The sequence below is a fragment of the Erythrobacter sp. RANMB8 genome (assembly GCF_056848235.1).
The window spans coordinates 15,475-33,995 of the sequence record NZ_JBREHG010000016.1; the positions used below are offsets into that span (position 1 = coordinate 15,475).

14 protein-coding genes and 1 tRNA gene are annotated in these 18,521 nt (G+C 66.0%); 11 read left to right on the top strand and 4 right to left on the bottom strand.

The features are described from left to right. The first annotated feature begins 13 nt into the window (after positions 1 to 13). Entirely contained in the window at positions 14 to 1,048 is a 1,035-nt protein-coding gene (gene hemH, locus ACU0AG_RS14695) for a ferrochelatase (protein ID WP_482783031.1), read from the top strand. A gap of 62 nt (positions 1,049 to 1,110) precedes the next feature. After that, positions 1,111 to 2,523: a cytochrome P450 gene (locus ACU0AG_RS14700; RefSeq protein WP_482783032.1), complete on the top strand. Its 1,413-nt coding sequence runs from the start codon at positions 1,111 to 1,113 to the stop codon at positions 2,521 to 2,523. 313 nt (positions 2,524 to 2,836) lie between these two features. Here ACU0AG_RS14700 and ACU0AG_RS14705 read toward each other — a convergent pair whose 3' ends face one another. Continuing rightward, entirely contained in the window at positions 2,837 to 2,998 is a 162-nt protein-coding gene (locus ACU0AG_RS14705; protein ID WP_482783033.1) for a DUF1674 domain-containing protein, read from the bottom strand. Between the two features lie 116 nt (positions 2,999 to 3,114). On the opposite strand from ACU0AG_RS14705, the gene ACU0AG_RS14710 reads away from it, so the two are divergent. Next, entirely contained in the window at positions 3,115 to 4,362 is a 1,248-nt protein-coding gene (locus ACU0AG_RS14710; RefSeq protein WP_482783034.1) for an RsmB/NOP family class I SAM-dependent RNA methyltransferase, read from the top strand. A 91-nt stretch (positions 4,363 to 4,453) separates the two neighbouring features. Here ACU0AG_RS14710 and msrA read toward each other — a convergent pair whose 3' ends face one another. Continuing rightward, entirely contained in the window at positions 4,454 to 5,005 is a 552-nt protein-coding gene (gene msrA / locus ACU0AG_RS14715) for a peptide-methionine (S)-S-oxide reductase MsrA (RefSeq protein WP_482783035.1), read from the bottom strand. A 92-nt stretch (positions 5,006 to 5,097) separates the two neighbouring features. On the opposite strand from msrA, the gene ACU0AG_RS14720 reads away from it, so the two are divergent. From ACU0AG_RS14720 to ACU0AG_RS14735, 4 genes are all read left to right on the top strand, one after another. Next, positions 5,098 to 5,991, top strand: coding sequence for a class I SAM-dependent methyltransferase (locus ACU0AG_RS14720; protein ID WP_482783036.1), 894 nt, complete (start codon positions 5,098 to 5,100; stop codon positions 5,989 to 5,991). 18 nt (positions 5,992 to 6,009) lie between these two features. Next, positions 6,010 to 6,888, top strand: coding sequence for an N-carbamoylputrescine amidase (gene aguB / locus ACU0AG_RS14725; RefSeq protein WP_482783037.1), 879 nt, complete (start codon positions 6,010 to 6,012; stop codon positions 6,886 to 6,888). 16 nt (positions 6,889 to 6,904) lie between these two features. Next, positions 6,905 to 7,393 carry a 2-amino-4-hydroxy-6-hydroxymethyldihydropteridine diphosphokinase gene (folK, locus tag ACU0AG_RS14730; protein ID WP_482783038.1) on the top strand — a complete coding sequence of 163 codons (489 nt, stop codon included), beginning with the start codon at positions 6,905 to 6,907 and terminating at the stop codon, positions 7,391 to 7,393. Positions 7,394 to 7,425: 32 nt separating this feature from the next. After that, positions 7,426 to 7,501 (top strand) — tRNA-Lys (locus ACU0AG_RS14735). A 124-nt stretch (positions 7,502 to 7,625) separates the two neighbouring features. On the opposite strand, the gene ACU0AG_RS14740 is transcribed toward ACU0AG_RS14735, so the two are convergent. After that, positions 7,626 to 8,318: a queuosine precursor transporter gene (locus ACU0AG_RS14740; protein WP_482783039.1), complete on the bottom strand. Its 693-nt coding sequence runs from the start codon at positions 8,316 to 8,318 to the stop codon at positions 7,626 to 7,628. Between the two features lie 184 nt (positions 8,319 to 8,502). Between ACU0AG_RS14740 and ACU0AG_RS14745 the strand changes: the two genes are divergently transcribed. The 3 genes from ACU0AG_RS14745 to ACU0AG_RS14755 all read left to right on the top strand — a co-directional run bounded on the left by ACU0AG_RS14745 (position 8,503) and on the right by ACU0AG_RS14755 (position 14,485). Continuing rightward, complete coding sequence (locus tag ACU0AG_RS14745) at positions 8,503 to 9,984, top strand: NupC/NupG family nucleoside CNT transporter (protein WP_482783040.1); 1,482 nt, start codon at positions 8,503 to 8,505, stop codon at positions 9,982 to 9,984. A 40-nt stretch (positions 9,985 to 10,024) separates the two neighbouring features. Further along, positions 10,025 to 10,954 carry an isopenicillin N synthase family dioxygenase gene (locus tag ACU0AG_RS14750; RefSeq protein WP_482783041.1) on the top strand — a complete coding sequence of 310 codons (930 nt, stop codon included), beginning with the start codon at positions 10,025 to 10,027 and terminating at the stop codon, positions 10,952 to 10,954. Positions 10,955 to 11,227: 273 nt separating this feature from the next. Continuing rightward, positions 11,228 to 14,485: a TonB-dependent receptor gene (locus ACU0AG_RS14755; RefSeq protein ID WP_482783042.1), complete on the top strand. Its 3,258-nt coding sequence runs from the start codon at positions 11,228 to 11,230 to the stop codon at positions 14,483 to 14,485. A gap of 124 nt (positions 14,486 to 14,609) precedes the next feature. Here the strand turns inward: ACU0AG_RS14755 and ACU0AG_RS14760 are convergent, their stop codons facing one another. Continuing rightward, entirely contained in the window at positions 14,610 to 17,612 is a 3,003-nt protein-coding gene (locus tag ACU0AG_RS14760) for an ATP-binding protein (protein ID WP_482783043.1), read from the bottom strand. A gap of 112 nt (positions 17,613 to 17,724) precedes the next feature. Here ACU0AG_RS14760 and ACU0AG_RS14765 point away from each other — a divergent pair, with 112 nt between their 5' ends. Next, on the top strand, positions 17,725 to 18,459 hold the full coding sequence (locus tag ACU0AG_RS14765; protein ID WP_482783044.1) for an energy transducer TonB: 735 nt from the start codon (positions 17,725 to 17,727) through the stop codon (positions 18,457 to 18,459). The last annotated feature ends 62 nt before the right edge of the window (positions 18,460 to 18,521 follow it).

The window sequence follows — 18,521 nt, forward strand, 5'->3', positions numbered from 1 at the left end:
CGTTAGGCGGGCTATGACCTGGCAGACCCAGCGCCTTCCGGGCGATCACCCCCCCGTCAACAGCGGCAAGATCGGCGTGTTGCTGGTCAACCTCGGCACGCCCGACGGGCCCGATCCGGATTCGGTGCGCCGTTATCTCAAGCAGTTCCTGTCGGACACGCGGGTGGTGGAGATTCCGCCGATTGCCTGGCAGCCGATCCTGCGCGGCATCATCCTCAACACCCGCCCGCAGAAAAGCGCGAAAGCCTACGCGAAAATCTGGACCGACCGGGGCTCGCCGCTGGCCGATATCACCGCGCGCCAGGCCGAGGCGATGATGGGCAGGTTCGGCGAGAAGGTGCAGGTCGATTGGGCCATGCGTTACGGCAATCCCTCGATCGAAAGCCGGCTGACGGCGCTGATGGCGGACGGCTGCGATCGTATCCTGATTTCGCCGATGTATCCGCAATATTGCGCCGCGACGACCGCGACCGTGTTCGACGAGATCGCCCGCGTGCTCGGCAAGATGCGCTGGCAGCCCGCGCTGCGGTTTGTGCCGCCCTATCACGATGATCCCGCCTTCATCGCCGCGCTGGCTGACGATCTGACCCGGCAGGTCGAGGCGCTGACCTTCAGGCCCGAAGTGATGCTGCTCAGTTTCCACGGGATGCCCCAGCAGACGCTGGAAAAGGGCGATCCCTATTACTGCCACTGCATGAAAACCGCCCGCCTGCTGCGCGAGGAACTGGCCACGCGGGCAGCCTTCGAAGGCGTGCGGTTCGAAACCACCTTCCAGTCGCGCTTCGGCCCGGCCCGCTGGCTTGAGCCTTCGACCGATGCCACGCTGATGGCGGAAGGGGACAAGGGCACAAAGCGGCTGGTGGTCGCCGCGCCCGGCTTTGCGGCCGATTGTGTCGAGACGCTGGAGGAGCTGGCGATCGAAGGGCGCGAGGAATTCCTCGAGCACGGGGGCGAGGAATACGCGGTGCTCGATTGCCTCAACACCTCTGACGCAGGGCTGGCGATGATCGACACGATGCTGCGCCGCGAACTTTCCGGATGGGTTTGACGCTTCGGAAACTTGCACTAATGTAGGTTTCGAATCCGAACCTGATACGGAGCCGACCTCTCATGGCCACCCTTGCCGAAGCCCCCCGCACTGCCGAAGCGCCCGCTGGCGCACCCCGTCACTGGGGCGAAGGTCGTCTGACCGAGGCTGACCTTGCGCATATTCCGGGCGAGGCGGGCTGGCCGCTGGTCGGCAACACCTTCACCATGCTCGCTGATCCGCACGCTTTTGCCGATCGGATGATTGCGAAGCACGGCAAGGTTTACAAGAACCGCGCTTTCGGCGGCTGGCAGGTGGCGCTGATCGGGGCCGAGGCGAACGAGCTGCTTTTGTTCAACAAGGACAAGATCTTCTCCAGCGAGCAGGGTTGGGGGCCGATCCTCGACCAGCTCTTCCCGCGCGGGCTGATGCTGATGGATTTCGACCATCACCGGATCGACCGCCGCGCGCTGTCGATCGCCTTCAAGCCCGAACCGATGCGGCATTATTCGGGCGCGCTCAATCGCGGCATCGCCCGCGAGGTCGCCACCTGGGCCGGGCCGAAAGAGTTTTATCCGGCGATCAAGAAGCTCACCCTCGATCTGGCGGCGGACAGCTTCATCGGCCTGCCGTGGGGGCCTGAGGCGGACAAGATCAACGTGGCCTTCGTGGACATGGTGCAGGCCTCGGTCGCGCCGGTGAGGAAGCCGCTGCCCTTCACCAAGATGAAGAAGGGCGTGGATGGCAGGGCGTTCCTGGTCGAATACTTCACCCGCGAAACCCTGCGCCGCCGTGCGGAAGGCGGCGGGCAGGACATGTTCAGCCAATTCGCCACCGCCACCCGCGAGGATGGCTCGCTGCTGCCGGTCGACGAGGTGGTTGACCACATGAACTTCCTGATGATGGCGGCGCATGACACCATCACCTCGTCAGCCACCTCGCTGATCTTCCATCTCGCGACCAATCCGGAATGGCAGGAGAAGCTGCGCGAGGAGATTTTCGCGGTCACCGGCGGGCCGGACGGGGAGGGCAACCCGCGCCCGCTCGATTACGACGATCTGGCGAAGCTCGACCTCACCGAAATGGCTTTCAAGGAATCGCTGCGGATGATCCCGCCGGTGCCCTCGATGCCGCGCCGGGCGCTGCGCGCGTTCGAATATGGCGGCTACCGCATTCCGGCGGGCGCGATGGTGGGGATCAACATCTACTGGACCCACCATTCCGAGGAATACTGGGACAATCCCTTCACCTTCGATCCGCTGCGCTTCACGCCCGACAAGGTGAAGGCGCGCCACAAATATGCGTGGGTGCCGTTCGGCGGCGGCGCGCACATGTGCCTTGGCCTGCACTTTGCCTATATGCAGGTGAAGATCCTGCTCGCCCAATTGCTCCAGCGGTACCGGATCGAGGCGCCGGCGGGCTACAATCCCGAATGGCAGGACTGGCCGATCCCGCAACCCAAGGACGGGCTGAAAGTGACGTTTGTGAGTCTTTGATGTTCCGCAGCGCATCCGCGCTGCGAAATCCTCGCTCACGCGATCTGACGATCGCATCGCTGCGGGCGGCCGGTCGGCCTTGCGGCGGCTTTGCCGCCGGGAACCTTGAATGTTTCACGTGAAACATTGGCCGGAGAGGGGCAAAAACGGGCCTAAAAGGGGTCTAGAGGGGGTCTGGAGCGACCTAGACGGGGTCTAACTCTCGTCATTGCGAGCCGAAGGCGCGGCAATCCATGGCCCGCCTTCGCGTTTTCCGCGGCCTCGGTAAATGGATTGCTTCGTCGCCTCCGGCTCCTCGCAATGACGAGTTGTGCTAGAAATCCACTGCGATCCCGTCACCCCGTTCCCAGTCGCCATAGCGGGTGGGAGAGAGCTTTTCGTCGTTCGTCACCTTCTTCGGCGCGGGCACCGGATCGTTGGTCCAGTGGGCGGGCTTTTTGAAGTTCTTCGCGGCTTCGGATTTTTCCTTGGTCATGCCTGTTCAAATGCCCATGCTGGCGCTTTGTTTCAAGGAAGGCGCCTTCGTGGTCGCATCGCTTGATGCGAAAAACCGGTTCCCACTTTTTCGCGCGATGCTCTAGGGGCGCGTGGATGGCATTACCCCCCGGACTCCCCGTGCGCCGCGCTGCGCTTCGCCTGCTCGATGCCGTGTTCCGGCGCGGCGAGACGCTCGAACAGGCCGAAGGCGCAGCGCTCGCCGACATCCGCAAGGCGCCCGACCGCGCGCTGGCCAAGGCGATTGCGGGCGAAACCCTGCGCTGGCTGACCGATTGCGACGCGCTGATCGATTCCGCGACGAAACAGCGCCTGCCCGATGATGCCAAGGCGCGCATGGTGCTGCGGCTGATGCTGGCGCAGGCCCTGCGGCTCGACACGCCGCCGCACGCGGTGATCGCCACCGGCCTTGCGCTGCTCGAAGGTGGCCCGCGCAGGCTGGCGCACGGGGTGTTTTCGGCGTTGATAAAACAGGGCGCGGCCTTGCCCGAAGCCCCCACCCTGCCCGAACGCGTCACCGCCCGCTGGGGCGCGGACAAGGCCGCCGCGATTGCCCCCGGCCTCGCCTATCCGCCCGAACTCGATCTGGCGCTGAAGGACGCCGCCGAAACCCAGACCCGCGCCGTGGCGATGGGCGGGATCAGCCTTGCGCCGGGCCATGTGCGCCTGCCGCGTGGCGCTGCGGTGGAGAGCCTTGCCGATTTCAAGGCGGGCGACTGGTGGGTGCAGGATCTCGCCGCGCAGATTCCGGCGCGGTTGCTGGGTGCAGGAGCAGGCAAAAACGTGCTCGATCTGTGCGCCGCACCCGGCGGCAAGACCATGCAGCTGGCGGCGGCAGGCTGGAATGTCACCGCGCTCGATCTGTCGAAGCGGCGGCTGGAGCTGCTGAAGGACAACCTCAAGCGCACCGGATTGAAGGCCTCGCCCGTGCGCGCCGACGCGCTTGTCTGGGAGCCGAAGCACCGTTTCGACGCGATCCTGATCGACGCGCCCTGCACCGCGACCGGCACCTGCCGCCGCCACCCCGATGTGCTGCACCGCATCGGCAAGGGGCAGGTGGCCGAGATGGTGGAACTGCAAAGGGCGCTGGCGGCGCGGGCAGCCGATTGGCTCAACCCCGGCGGGGTGCTGGTTTACGCTGTGTGCTCGCTGGAGGCGGAGGAGGGCGAGCAACAGGCCGCATGGATCGACGCCAACCTCGGCCTGACCCGGCAGCCGATCACGGCAGAGGAACTGCCGGCAGGCCTTACCCCGACGCCAGAAGGCTGGCTGCGTACGCACCCGGGGATGCTGGCCGATCAGGGCGGGCTTGACGGGTTTTTCGTGGCGCGGTGGGTCAGATAACTTCGCCGCCCCGGACCCGATCCGGGGCCCCGCTGCTTTTCTTGCGCAATAGAAAGCTGGGTCCCGGGTCAAGCCCGGGACGGGGGAGTGATCACTTCACATACTTCTGAAACGACTTCCGCAGCTTCATCAGCTTGGGCGGGATCACCGCGAGGCAATAGGGGTTTCTCTGGCCTTCGCCGTCCCAGTATTCCTGATGGTAGTCCTCGGCCGGATACCATTCGGCGGTCTGCACGCCGCCCGACAGGCCTTCGATGGTGGTGACTGCCTGCTTGCCGTTCTCGGCATTCCAGCGCGCGATCGCCGCCTCGGCCTCGGCGCCCTGTTCGTCCGACAGCGGGAAGATCGCGCTGCGATACTGCGTGCCGATGTCGCCGCCCTGCCGGTTCAGCTGCGTCGGATCATGCGTGCCGAGGAACACGTCGTAAATCTGGGCGAGGCTGATGGCGTGGGGATCGAAGGTGACGCGGATCGCCTCGGCGTGGCCGGTCTCGCCGGTGCAGACTTCCTTGTAGGTCGGGTGCGGTTTGGTGCCGCCGATATAGCCGCTTTCCACGCCGCTCACGCCCACCACATCGCGGAACACCGCCTCGGTGCACCAGAAGCATCCGCCTGCAATGATCGCCGTTTCATGGTTGCTCATCGAAATCTCCGTTGGTTTCTGGCACAGATAGGGGCATCAGCCGTTTTTGCCAGACGGACAGACAATCCATCCGCGTTTCAGGAGAGAGCTTCGTGAACAGACTGATCCTTGCCGCCGCCGCCAGCGGCCTCGCCCTTGCCGCACCGCTGATGGCGCAGCAGCACATGGGCCACGGTGACCATGCCGGGCACGCCGCCATGGGCGATGACCACGTGAAGGACACCGCCACCTTCAACACAATGCATGGCGCGGCTGTGTCGGCGGCGATCAACCACCCCTCGCGCAAGGACGATGCCGTGCGCGACGTGCATCGCCACCCCGCCGAGGTGCTGGCCTTCTTCCATGTCGGCCCGCACATGAAGGTTGGCGAATATTCGCCCGGCGGCGGCTGGTATTCGCGCCTGCTGGGGCATTATCTGGGCGGCGAGGGCCAGCTGGTCGGCATCTATGCCAATCCGCTGACCGCCACGCCCGATCCCGCCCGCCAGCAGCGCATCCGCGACCAGGCGGCAGGCTTTGGCGCGGAAGTGGCAGGCTATACCGGGCTGCCGGCGGAGAAGTTTTCGGGCATGACGCTCGACAAGGCGGCCGAGCACAAGGGCACCTTCGACCGGATCCTCGTGATCCGCGCGCTGCACGGCATCACCCGCGGCGGCACCGCCGATACCGAAATCCGGGCGATGCGCGAACTGCTGAAGGATGACGGGTTGATCGGCATCGTCCAGCACCGTGCCAAGGCGGATGCGCCGTGGTCCTATGCCAACGGCACCAAGGGCTATCTGAAGCAGCAGGACGTGATCGATTTCATGCGTCTCCACGGTTTCGAACTCGTCGCCGCGAGCGAGATCAACGCCAACCCGATGGACACTGCCGACCACCCCGAAGGCGTGTGGGAAATGCCCCCGACGCTCGCCACCAAGCGTGCCGACCTGCAAGGCAAGGGCGAAAGCGACCGCATGACGCTGCTCTTCAAGAAGTCGAAGTAATCGAGTAGGGGCGGCGGCATGACCGCTATCACTGTCGCCGCCCTTCAGCTTCCGCTCGGCTCGTCTGACGAAGCCGCCAATATCGCCGCCGTTGCGGCACTGGTCGAGGAGGCCGCTTCTGCCGGCGCGCAGCTGATCCTGCCGCCCGAGCTGTTCTCCGGCCCCTATTTCTGCCGCGAGGAAGACGAAGCGCTGTTCGCGCTCGCCCGGCCTACGCTGGAACACCCCTCGGTGATTGCAATGCAGGCGCTCGCCGCGAAGCTGAAGGTGACAATCCCCACCAGCTTCTTCGAACGCGACGGGCACCACTATTACAACACCCTCGCCATGATCGGCCCTGACGGCGCGATCATGGGCACCTACCGCAAGAGCCACATCCCTGACGGGCCGGGCTACGAGGAAAAATACTATTTCCGCCCCGGCAACACCGGCTTCAAGGTGTGGGATGTGCCGGGCGAGGGCGGGGCTGTCGTGAAGGTCGGCGTCGGCATCTGCTGGGACCAGTGGTATCCCGAATGCGCGCGCGCAATGGCGCTGATGGGCGCGGAACTGCTGATGTATCCCACCGCGATCGGATCGGAGCCTTACGACACCGAACTCGACACCAGCCGGATGTGGCGCCGCGCCATGATCGGCCATGCGGTATCGAACTGCATGCCGGTGATCGCCGCCAACCGCATCGGCGCGGAAGGGCCTGCGGGGGCCGAGCAGCGGTTCTACGGCCACTCCTTCATTTCCGACGAATGGGGCGATCTGGTCGCCGAATATGGCGCGGGCGAAAGCGGCGTGCTGGTCGCCCGGCTCGATCTGGCGCGTGCGGCGACGCACCGGGCGGGCATGGGCTTCTTCCGCGACCGCCGCCCGCAGCTTTACGGGCGGATCGCGCAGGATATCTGAGCCGGGAAGCATCAGGGTGTCCGGCACCTATCTGATCGCGCTCGGCAGCAACCGCCGGCACCATCTCTACGGGATGCCGGACGCGGTGGTGCGCGCCGCCATGGAGGAATGCGCGGCGTTCGGCACGGTCACAGCGCGCTCGCCGGTGATCGCCACCCCGCCGATGGGTGCGGCGCGCCGCCGCTTTGCCAACGCCGCGCTGGTGCTGGAGAGCGAACTTGCGCCCACCGCGCTGCTCGCCGCGCTGAAGCACACCGAACGCGCCTTCGGGCGCCGGCGCGGGCAGCGCTGGGGCGACCGCGTGCTCGACTGCGACATCATCCTGTGGAGCGGCGGAATCTGGCGCTCGCCCGGCCTCGCCATCCCCCACGCCGCCTATGCGCAGCGCCGCTTCGTGCTCGATCCCGCCCGCACCATCGCCCCCGGCTGGCGCGACCCGGCGAGCGGATTCAGCATCGCACAGGCCCAAGCCCGCTTGACCCGCCCGCGCCCCCTGCCTAGGTGAGCGCGCCTGCCGCCCTCGCGCGGCACATGTGTGGGCCCGTAGCTCAGTAGGTAGAGCAGCTGACTTTTAATCAGCGGGTCACAGGTTCGAATCCTGTCGGGCTCACCATTTTTGTCCGCGCGCCCTCCGGCGCGCGAAATCCTCGCTCTCACGGCCTGAACGCCGCGTCGCTGCGGGCGGGCGGTCGCCCTTGCGGCCCTCCGGGCCGTTCGGGTGCTTTGTTGTTGGGTTGTTAATTCGTCTGCTTTGCGTCGAGCCAGTTTGCCGCCCGCACCCCGAAAGTGATCAGAAAAGGCACCAGAACCAGCGACAGCACCACCTTGGCTGTGACCTGTCCAACGATCAGCGTGCCAATCTCTCTTTCGCCGTAGAAGGCCAACGTAACGAAGATCACCGAATCGACCGCCTGCGACAGTGCAGAGGCGACCGCGCCGCGCACCATCAATGTCAGCGTAGTGGTTTCCCCAGCCCCTCTAAGTTTATCGAAAATCCAGACATTTAGAAGTAACGAGACAAAATAGGCAGCAGGCCCGGCCGCCATGATCCTGGGTGTAGTGGCGTTAATCAGTTGAAAGGCTTCAAGACCCTCCGGCCACATGTTCGGATCTGCAGGCAGCGACAGAACCAGAAAAATAAGAGCGATTGATGAGGCAAGAGGCAGGAAACCCCACCGTACGATCCGTTTTGCAACTCCAGCGCCATGAACCTGCGCGACCGAACTTGTTATCACTACGAGTATCAGGAATGCGAAAATCCCTGACTCGACACCCAAATTTGTCGGCCAAAGCTGAACCTGCTTAACGGCCAAGAATCCCGCCAAAACTGTCATGCCACCGTATAGGAGGCAAAACACGAATAATGACATCGGCATGGAGACACGCGTTTCTTGAGTGTCTACTGCGGCTGCGGGTGCGGTCTGATCCATCGCCCGATTGCTAGCCAGCGTGGAAGCAAAAGAAAAGCCGCCGTCAGGCGCCTTTCACCCGTCGCTTCGCACCGCAGCTGTTGGCGGGAATTTCATCGCGCTTGCAACGCGGGCGACAAACTGCCACCCCGCAGCCACACAGGGGTCACCATCTTTCCTTCAAGCAAAGGGCATCGTCGCTGCCGTGAACGAGAGTATCACGCCTATCCTGCTGAGCCTGGCAGGGATCGTCGCCATTCTGGGAATCGCCTTTGCGCTGTCTTCGGCGCGGCGGAAGATCAACCTGCGCGTGGTGGGATCGGCCTTTGCGCTGCAAGCCCTGACCGCGCTGGTGGTGCTGCGCACCGATGTCGGCGTGGCGGTGATCGGCGGGCTTTCGAGCGGGGTGATCGCGCTGCTCGATTTCTCCAAGATCGGGATCACATCGGTGTTCGGTCCGATGGAGAGCAATCCCTTTGCCAACACCTTCGTGATCGCCGCCCTGCCGGTGATCGTGTTCTTCGCCGCGATTGTTTCGATCCTCTATCACCTCGGCATCATGCAGCGGCTGGTGCGCTGGGTGGGCGGGGCGATCGGCTTCGTGACCGGGATCAGCAAGGTCGAGGCGCTGGGCGCGGCGGCGAATATCTTCGTCGGCCAGTCGGAAAGCCCGCTGGTGGTGCGACCCTATCTCGCGGCGCTTTCGCCGGCGGGGCTGTTCACGCTGATGAGTGTCGGGATGGCGGGCGTGGCGGGCACGATTCTGGCCGCCTATGCCAGCTTCATCGGGGAAGAGGCGGTGCCCTTCCTGCTCGCAGCGGCGTTCATGTCGGCACCCGGGGGGATCCTGATGGCCAAGATCATGATGCCCGATGATGCCACCCTTGCGCCGGGGCGCGACGATACCGTTGGCCTGGCCGCCGTGGCGCGGGCGCGGGGCAAGGCCAATTCGCTGACCGAGGCGACCCGCGTGGTGATGTATGACGAAAACGGGCAGGAGGTCGAACTCCCGCAGGCGCGCATCAGCGCGGTCGGCCCGGCATCGCTGGTCGAAGGCGGCGGCAAGGCGGACGAGGTGAGCGCGGCCGAAACCTTCGAGGAAGGCCAGCGCCCCGCCAATATCATCGAAGCCGCAGCGCAAGGCACCCAGACCGGCGTGAAGCTGGCGGTGGCAGTGGGCGCGATGGTGATGGTGTTCGTCGCGCTGGTCGCGCTCGCCAACGGGATGCTGGCCGGGATCGGCGGCGGGATCGTGAACCTTGCCGATGGCATGGGCGCGCCGCTGGCACCGGCAACCGCCGAATGGCTGGCGAACATCAGCTTCCAGCAGTTGCTCGGCTATATCTTCGCGCCGGTGATGTTCCTGATCGGCATTTCCGATTGGGATCAGGCGCAGATTGCGGGCGGGTTGTTCGGCACCAAGATCGTCCTCAACGAATTTGTCGCCTTCATCGATCTGGGCGCGATGACCGATGGCCAGCTGACGGCACGCAGCCGGGCGATCGTCACCTTCGCGCTGTGCGGCTTTGCCAATTTCTCCTCGATCGCGATCCAGATGGCGGTGACCGGCGGCCTTGCCCCGAACCAGCGCCCGGTGATTGCGCGGCTGGGGCTGAAGGCGCTGGCCGCAGGCAGCCTCGCCAACCTGATGAGCGCCGCGCTGGCGAGCCTGTTTTTGCCATTGTGACGCTTGGCAGGCGCGGCGGCGCGGGTGTAAGGCGCGTGCCATGATGAACATTGCCTCCGTATCGCTCGCCCAGCCGCTTGAAACCATTGCCGACGAACTGGGACGCAGCTTCGCCGAGTACGGCTTTGCCGTGGTGCGCGATCACGGCATCCCGCAGGAGTTGATCGACGAGGCCGAGGCTGTCTCCAAGGCGTTCTTCGCGCTGCCCGACGAGGTCAAGCGCGCCTACAAGATCGCTGGCGGCGGCGGGGCGCGGGGCTACACCCCGTTCGGGACCGAAAAGGCCAAGGATGCCGAGGTCTTCGATCTCAAGGAGTTCTGGCACGTCGGCCGCGATCTGCCCGAAGGCCACCCGCTGGCCGAGTTCATGGCTCCCAACATCTGGCCGACCGAGATCGAAGGCTTCCGCGAAACGCTGAGCGCGCTGTTCTCCGCCTTCGAGACCGCCGGCGCGCGCGTGCTCGAAGCGATTGCGCTGCACCTTGGCCGCCCGCGCGATTTCTTTGCGGCCAGCGTCGAGGATGGCAATTCGGTGATGCGCCTGCTGCATTACCCGCCGCTGGGCGAGGGCGCGCCCGAAGGGGCGATTCGCGCCGCCGCGCATGGCGACATCAACACCATCACCCTGTTGCTGGGGGCCGAGGAAGCAGGGCTCGAACTGCTGACCAAACAGGGCGAATGGCTGCCGATCCCGGCGGAAAAGGGCGCGCTGGTGATCAATGTCGGCGACATGCTGGAACGCCAGACCAACGGGCGCCTGCCTTCGACCACGCACCGCGTGGTGAACCCGCGCGGCGAAGCGGCGAAGCGGGCGCGCTATTCGATGCCGTTCTTCCTGCATTTCCGCCCCGATTTCCTGATCGAGGCGCTGCCCGAATGCGTCGATCCCGACGCGGCGAATCCGCCGCTTCCCCCGATCACCGCGCATGATTTCCTGATGCAGCGCCTGCGCGAGATCAATCTCGCCTGATCGCAATCCGGACGGCGTTTTTCCGCCCCGTTGATCTGTTTCGGGAAATTCCCTGCGGGCGTTGCTGCGATGCAACACCCGTGGGCGGAACTCGCGCAATTCCGAGACTTTTCTGGCGTTCCGGAAGACTCGCACTAAGGAATCGCCGCGCAGGGGCAGGGCATTTCATCAAACTGTCACAGAACAGTCGCTTTGCCGCAAGCGTTCAGGCCTAGGGCAGGCCGCATCACATCGGTTTGTGTTCCTCTCTACCGCTATCAGGGGCTAGTATCCATGAAGCTTAAGTATCTTCTCGCCGCAAGCATCGTCAGCCTTGCCGCCACCACCACCATCGCCACGCCGGCCTTCGCGCAGGAAACCACCTCGTCGGTGCGCGGTGACGTCGTCGACCAGAACGGCAACCCGATCCCGGGTGCGACCGTGACTGTCACCCACGTCCCCTCGGGCACCCGCTCGACCCAGACGACCGATGCGGCGGGCGGCTTCAACGCTGCCGGTCTGCGTCTCGGCGGCCCGTTCACCGTCACCGTGACCGCTGACGGCTTCGAAACGGCCGAGCAGGAAATCGGCTTCCTCGCCGCCGGTCAGGCGCAGCGTATCAGCGTTGCTCTGGCCGATGCCGGCAAGACCATCGTGGTTTCGGGCGCCCGCCAGAAGTCGGCGATCACGCTCGGCACCGGCGCGGCCACCGTGCTGACCGCCCGCGACATCGCTGGCGTCGCCAACATCAACCGCGACATCCGCAACCTTGCCGCGCGCGATCCGCTGGTGACGCTTGACGCCACCAACAACGGCGCGATCAGCATTGCCGGACAGAACAACCGCTTCAACCGCTTCACCGTCGACGGTGTGGCCTTCGGTGACCCCTTCGGTCTCGAATCGGGCGGCCTCGTGTCGTCGCGCGGTCCGGTGCCGCTTGACGCGATCGGCGAATTCTCGGTCGAAACCGCGCCGGTGGACATCCAGCAGGGCTTCTTCCAGGGCGGCGCGATCAACACCCAGCTCAAGTCGGGCGGCAACCGCTTCACCTTCCTCGGCTCGCTCTACTACCAGAACGACGATCTGCGCGGCACCCGCGCCCGCGAACTGACCCGCACCGGCGACTTCAATTCGGAAGTCTATGTGGCGCAGGTCACCGGCCCGATTATCAAGGACAAGCTGTTCTTCGCGGTGACTTACGAGCGCACCCGTGACACCGTCCCGGCTGACGTTGCACCCTCGCAGCTCGGCATCACCGACCAGCAGATCACCCAGATCGGCGACATCGCCCAGAACGTCTACAGCTTCGACACGCTCGGCGTTGCCGATGACATCGTCGAAAGCGACGACAAGCTGGTCACCAAGCTGGACTGGAACGTGGCCGACGGTCACCGCCTGACCGCCACCTACATCTGGAACGAAAGCGCGCAGCTGGCGGGCCAGACCGGCGTCGGCGCGATCAACGCCGCCAACCCGACCTTCAGCCTGCTGTCGAACACCTACACGCAGGGTGCGAAGAACCACTTCGGGATCATCCAGTCGAACAACCAGTGGTCGGACAGCTTCTCGACCCAGCTGCGCGTGTCCTATGCCGATTACGTGCGCCTGCAGGTTCCGGTCGGCGGCAACCGCGATTTCGGCCAGTTCCAGGTCTGTCTTGATCCGATCGCTGCCGGCAACCCGCTGCAGTGCCCCACCGGCGTGCGTCGTCTGACCTTCGGTCCGGACATCAGCCGTCAGGCGAACGAACTCGACAGCCAGTCGCTGGCGGTCGAATTCCAGGCGACCCTGAAGCTCAACAACCACACCGTGAAGGTGATTGCCGAGCGTCGCCAGCAGGACATCCGCAACCTGTTCGCCCAGCGCGTGTCGGGTGCATGGCTGTTCGACGGGATCGACCAGTTCCAGCAGCGCCGCGCTGCGGAAGTCGACATCGCCGTGCCGCTGCGTGGCGGCATCGACACCGTCACCGCCGATTTCCAGAACAACAGCTGGACCTTCGGCATCATGGACACCATCGACCTGACCGACAACCTGACGGTTGTGGCGGGCATGCGTTACGACCTGTTCGACACGCCGGATCGTCCGTTTGCCAACATCAACTTCCTCGAGCGTTTCGGTTTCTCGAACACCGCCACGCTCAACGGGCGTGACCTGTTCCAGCCGCGCTTCGGCCTGAACTGGCAGGCGAGCGACCGTCTGCAGGTGCGCGGTTCGGCCGGTCTGTTCGGTGGCGGCAGCCCCAACGTGTGGATTTCGAACAGCTATTCGAACCCCGGCCCGACGCTGGGCCGTGCGCAGGTGCGTCGCAATGCCGACGGCACCTTCTCGATCGCCGGTATCTCGGGCCTGACTTCGGCCCAGGTGCAGGCCATCGGCGCCGCCACGCTCAACAACGTCTCGGGCGGCACCGGCATCCCGCAGTCGCTGGTGGATGCGATCCGCACCGCCGGCACCGCCACCGCGCCGACCAACGCGCTCGACCCGAACTTCGAGCCGCCCTCGCAGTGGCGTTTCTCGGGCTCGGTCGATTATGAAGCCAACCTCGGCTTCCTCGGCGATGGCTGGAACCTCGGCGTCGACGTGATCTACTCGAACGTGAAGAACGGTCTGGAATGGACCGATCTGCGCTCGGTCGACACCGGCACCAACCTGCCCGACGGTCGTGACCGTTACGGCATCCTGCCCGGCTTCACCGGCACCAACACCGATATCCTGCTGACCAACACCAGCTTCGGCGAAAGCTGGAACGCGGTGGCGCGCTTCAACAAGCGCTGGTCGTCGGGCTTCTTCCTGAACGGTTCCTACACCTATCAGGATGTGCAGGATCAGAACCCGGGCACGTCGTCGGTGGCGTTCTCGAACTACCAGAACACGGTGTTCGGCGATAACCCGAACCTGTCGGCGCAGGGCATCTCGAACTACCAGCGCGATCACCAGTTCCGTCTGGTGGCCGGTTATGACGCCGAACTGTTCGGCGACAACAACACCCGCGTCGAGCTGTTCTACAACGTCCGTTCGGGCCAGCGCTACAGCTTCAGCTTCGTGGACCAGGCGTCGGGCAACAACCGTTCGGCTGTGTTCGGCACCACCGGCCGCAACAACCGCGGTCTGATGTATGTGCCGAACGTGAGCAGCGCGACCGCCGATCCGAACGTGGTCTATGCCGCCGGCTTCGACTTCGCGGCGTTCCAGAGCTTCATCCAGAACTCGGAACTCAACGAATACCAGGGCCAGATCGCGCCGAAGAACATCGGCAAGACCCCGTGGGTGCACAAGCTCGACCTGTCGGTCCGTCAGGAAGTGCCGTTCGTGTTCGGTGGCAAGATCGAACTGCTGGCGGATGTCGAAAACGTGCTGAACATGCTCGACAAGGACTGGGGCACGATCCGTCAGGTCGGCTTCCCCTACTCCGCGCCGGTCGTGAACGTGGCATGCACCAACGCGGCGTGCAGCCAGTACAGCTACTCCAGCTTCCGCCCGCCGGTGGAAGGGACCAACATCAACGGTTCGCTGTGGGGCGTGCGCTTCGGGGTCCGCGTGGCCTTCTGATCGCCCTCGCGACAGTCTGAAACACGAAAGGGCGGCCCGGCAACGGGTCGCCCTTTTGCTTTGGTGCCGTGCGGCGCCTGAGCATTTCCAGCGCGTGATGCGTCGGCATCTCAGCGCGCTGGCATCAGTGCCCGGTGGTGCCGGCTCTGCGATCGGCGGCGCCGGACCCGGCATCGGCCAGCGCCAGCAATTCGCGCGCCAGCGTCCGGCTGGCAGCGAGAGCCTCGCCCCGCGCCAGCGCCCGTTCGAGCGCGGCGGCGCAGGTGCCGAGTTCGGGCTCGCCGAACATCGCGGCCGTGCCTGCCAGCTTGTGCGCCAGCCGCAGCAGTTCCTCGCGCGCGGCGGCCCTGTCGTCAGCGGGCGAGGCCCTGTCCTCATCGGCCAGCGCCCCGCCTTCGCCCAGCGCACGGCGCAATGCCGCCACCGCCTCGGCGCGGCGGGCCTGCCAGCGCGCCACCAGCCGCGGCGAGCGTGCCAGCTGCGAGGCACGCTCCTGCGGGCCGCCGCCCGCCCGTGCCTCCTCGACGATGCGGGTCGGCAGCCAGCGTTGCAGCATCCGCGCCAGTTGCGCGAACACCACCGGCTTGGCGAGATGCCCCTGCATCCCCGCAGCGCGTGCGGCGGCGATATCTTCGGGGAAGGCATTGGCGGTCAGCGCGACGATCGGCAGCAGCCCCGGCCCGATCCCTTCGGCACGGATGGCGCGGGTGGCCTCGTACCCGTCGCAGCCGGGCATCTGCACATCCATCAGCACCAGATCATAGGGCCGCCCGCGCATGATGCTGTCGATCACCATCGCCAGCGCTTCGTTGCCATCATGCGCGACCGCGACATCCTGTCCGCAGCGTTCGAGCATCTCGGTGACGAGCAGGCGGTTGATGTCGTGATCCTCGACCAGCAGGATGCGCGAGGCCAGCGGCAGATCGTCGGCAGCGACCGGCGGCAGCGGCGCGAGCGCGGGCGGCGGCGGCACCAGCGTGGCGGGCAGCACCAGCGTGAAGCGCGATCCTTCACCGGGCGTGCTCTCCACCTCGATCCGCCCGCCCAGCAATGCGGCAAGCTGGCGGCTGATGGACAGGCCGAGGCCCGTGCCGCCGAACCGCCGTGCCGTATCCGCCTCGCCCTGCGTGAAGGGCTGGAAGATCGTCTCCAGCCGGGCGGGGCTGATGCCGATGCCGGTATCGGCGATGGTCACCCGCACCTCGCGCCCCGTCACCTGATAGGACACGCGGATATGCCCCGCCTCGGTGAACTTTACCGCATTGGCCATCAGGTTGAGCACGATCTGGCGCAGGCGCAGCCCGTCGGTCAGCAGCCACGGCCGCTGGGCGGCGGCGCTGTCTGCGTGATCGGGCAGGAATTCGAAGCTGAGCCCCTTCGCCTCGGCTGCAAAGCGGTGCAGCGCGGCGCATTCGGCCAGGCTGGCGTGCAGATCCACCGGCGCCCGGTCGATCGCGAACTGCCCGCTTTCGATCTTGCTGAGATCGAGCACATCGTTGAGCAGCATCATCATCGACCGCCCGGATTCGACGATCAGCTCGGCAAAGCGGCGCTGGTCCAGCGCCAGATTGCCCTGCAGCATCAGTTCGGCAAAGCCCAGCACCCCGTTCATGGGCGTGCGGATCTCGTGGCTCATATTGGCGAGGAATTCGGACTTGGCCCGCGCCGCGTTTTCGGCGTTGCGGCGGGCGCGGGTCAGCAGCAGTTCCAGCTCCACCCGCTCGGTCACGTCGCGCGCGGCGACCACCACGCCCTCGCGCTCGCCCGTTTCGGGATTGTGGACCACGGCGCAATCGGCTTCGAGAAACACCGGCGATCCATCGGGATTGTCCTGAAACCGGCGATAGGTGACGCGTTCCTTGTCGCTGGTGCCATCGAGCAACCGTTCGAGCGCCTGCATCGTCCGGTCCGCCGATTCCGGATGCAGCCGCGCGGCCAGCGGCTTGCCGATATAGGTTTCCGGTGGCACCCCCATGACCTCGCGCACCGAGGGCGAGGCATAGGTGCACACCCCGCCCAGATCATAGCGCAGAACCGCATCGGTGATGTTGTCGGCCAGCAGATCGAGCTGGCGCTTGCCCGCCTCCAGCGCGGCCAGCATCCGGTCGCGCCCGGCGAGGATCGCGGCGACCGGCAGGCCGGTGAGGAAATTGGCGGCGATGAAGGCCTGCAGCAGGTGCAGTTCGGTGAGCGCGCCGCCGCTGGCAGCCGCGATCGGCCCCTGTCCGGCCATCGTCATCGCGCCCGCCACCACCGCCACCCCGCCGACATGCAGCGCGCTGCCGAGGCTGCCGAGCCGGAAGGCGTGCAGCAGGGTCACCGGCTGGATCAGGAACACCAGCGGATATAGCGTCTGGTCGAACACCAGGAATGCGATCACCATCCCGCCCGCCAGCAGCGCCGCCGCCTCTGCCGGACGCGCCGCGCCGGGGGGAAGCCTGCCCGCTATCCGGTCGGCCAGCAGCAGCGCCACCGGCACGATCAGGATCATCGCCATGCTGTCAGTGAGGAACCAGGTCATCATGCCCGCCTGCACTTCGGGCAGGGTGGAGCCCATCACCGGCGCGGTCAGCACCGCCGATGCCAGCGGCCCCGCCAGCCCGCCCGCCCACACAAAGCGCGCCAGATCGGACAGGCGGTTCATATCGGGCTGCGGGCGCAGCGCGGTGCGGGCCAGTCCGGCCACAACCGCAATCTCGACGATGTTGGCGAGCGAGAAGACCAGCGCGATGTGATCGGGCAGGCCCACAACGCCGTTCGCCGCAAGGCTGGCGGCACAGCAGGCGATCAGGAACGGCACCTCGTTGCCAAGCCGTGCCCGCAGCAGCAGCGCCACGGCGCAGGCATTGGGCAGCCACACCGGGCTGACCGTATCGCCCGCGCGCGATACCAGCAGGCTGAGGCAGGCGAGCGCGAGATAGGCGATACCGCCGCCGACCGCCGCGAGCACGCTGGGCCGGTCGATCCAGCCGGTGGCGATCCAGCCGCGCGGCGAGGCGGGCCGGGCGCGGGGGCTGCTTGCGTCAGAAAGCGGGGTTGGAGGCGCACCGGAACCTTCCGCGCCCCACAGGCCGGAATCATCCTCGCTGTCCGGAACCGCGCCATCCGCAGCCCTGCCCTGATCCATTGCGCGCTCGATCGCTGCGCTCCATCGCAAATTGCGCTTGCCGTGGTATAGGGTAACCACTGCATAATCAGGCAAAATCGGGTCCGTAATGGTGGTATCGCAAGGGGACGGAATGACGTCAGCGCCGCAAGAGAAGGGCTTTCGCGCCCGCCGTCGCCGGATCAGCCTGCCGCTGCTGGCGGGTCTTGTGCTGCTGCATATCGCCGCGCTCTACGGCCTCGCCCGCGCCTTCGCGCCCGATTTCACCGCGGTGGTGGAACGCGAGGTGGTGTCGGCCTTTACCGTGACCATCACCGCGCCGCCTGCTCCGCCGCCGCCTGAGAATCAGCCCGAACCCGATGAAGGCGCGCAGGGCGATCCGGGGCGCGATGCGGTGGCCAAGCCCGTCTCGGCCCAGCCGCCCAGAGTGAAGGTGAAGCAGGATCAGGCGATGCCGCGCGCCTCGTCGACCGGCACCGCCAGCCAATCGGGCGCGGCCAGTGCGGGCGATGGCACCGGCGCGGCGGGCAGCGGGCTTGGCACCGGCAGCGGCAACAGCGGCAGCGGGCGCGGCGGGGTGGCGGTGTCGAAGCCCGTCCACATCTCCGGCAGTATCGACAATGCCCGCGACTTTCCGGTGCCCGCAGGCGGGCGCGAGGCGCGGCGCGGGACCGAGGTGATCGTGCGGGTGATCGTCGGCACGGATGGGCGGGCGCGCAATTGTTCGGTCTACCGCGCCAGCCCCGATCCTGAGGCCGACCGGATCACCTGCCAGCTGGTCGAAAACCGGCTCGGCTTCCGTCCGGCGATGGATGGTGCAGGAAATCCGGTGGCTGCGCCGTTCTACTGGCGGCAGAAATGGTTCTGACACAAGCGGATGTTCATGATCGGATGGAATAATCCCGGGTTTCGGGTCGCCTGTGCCGAACT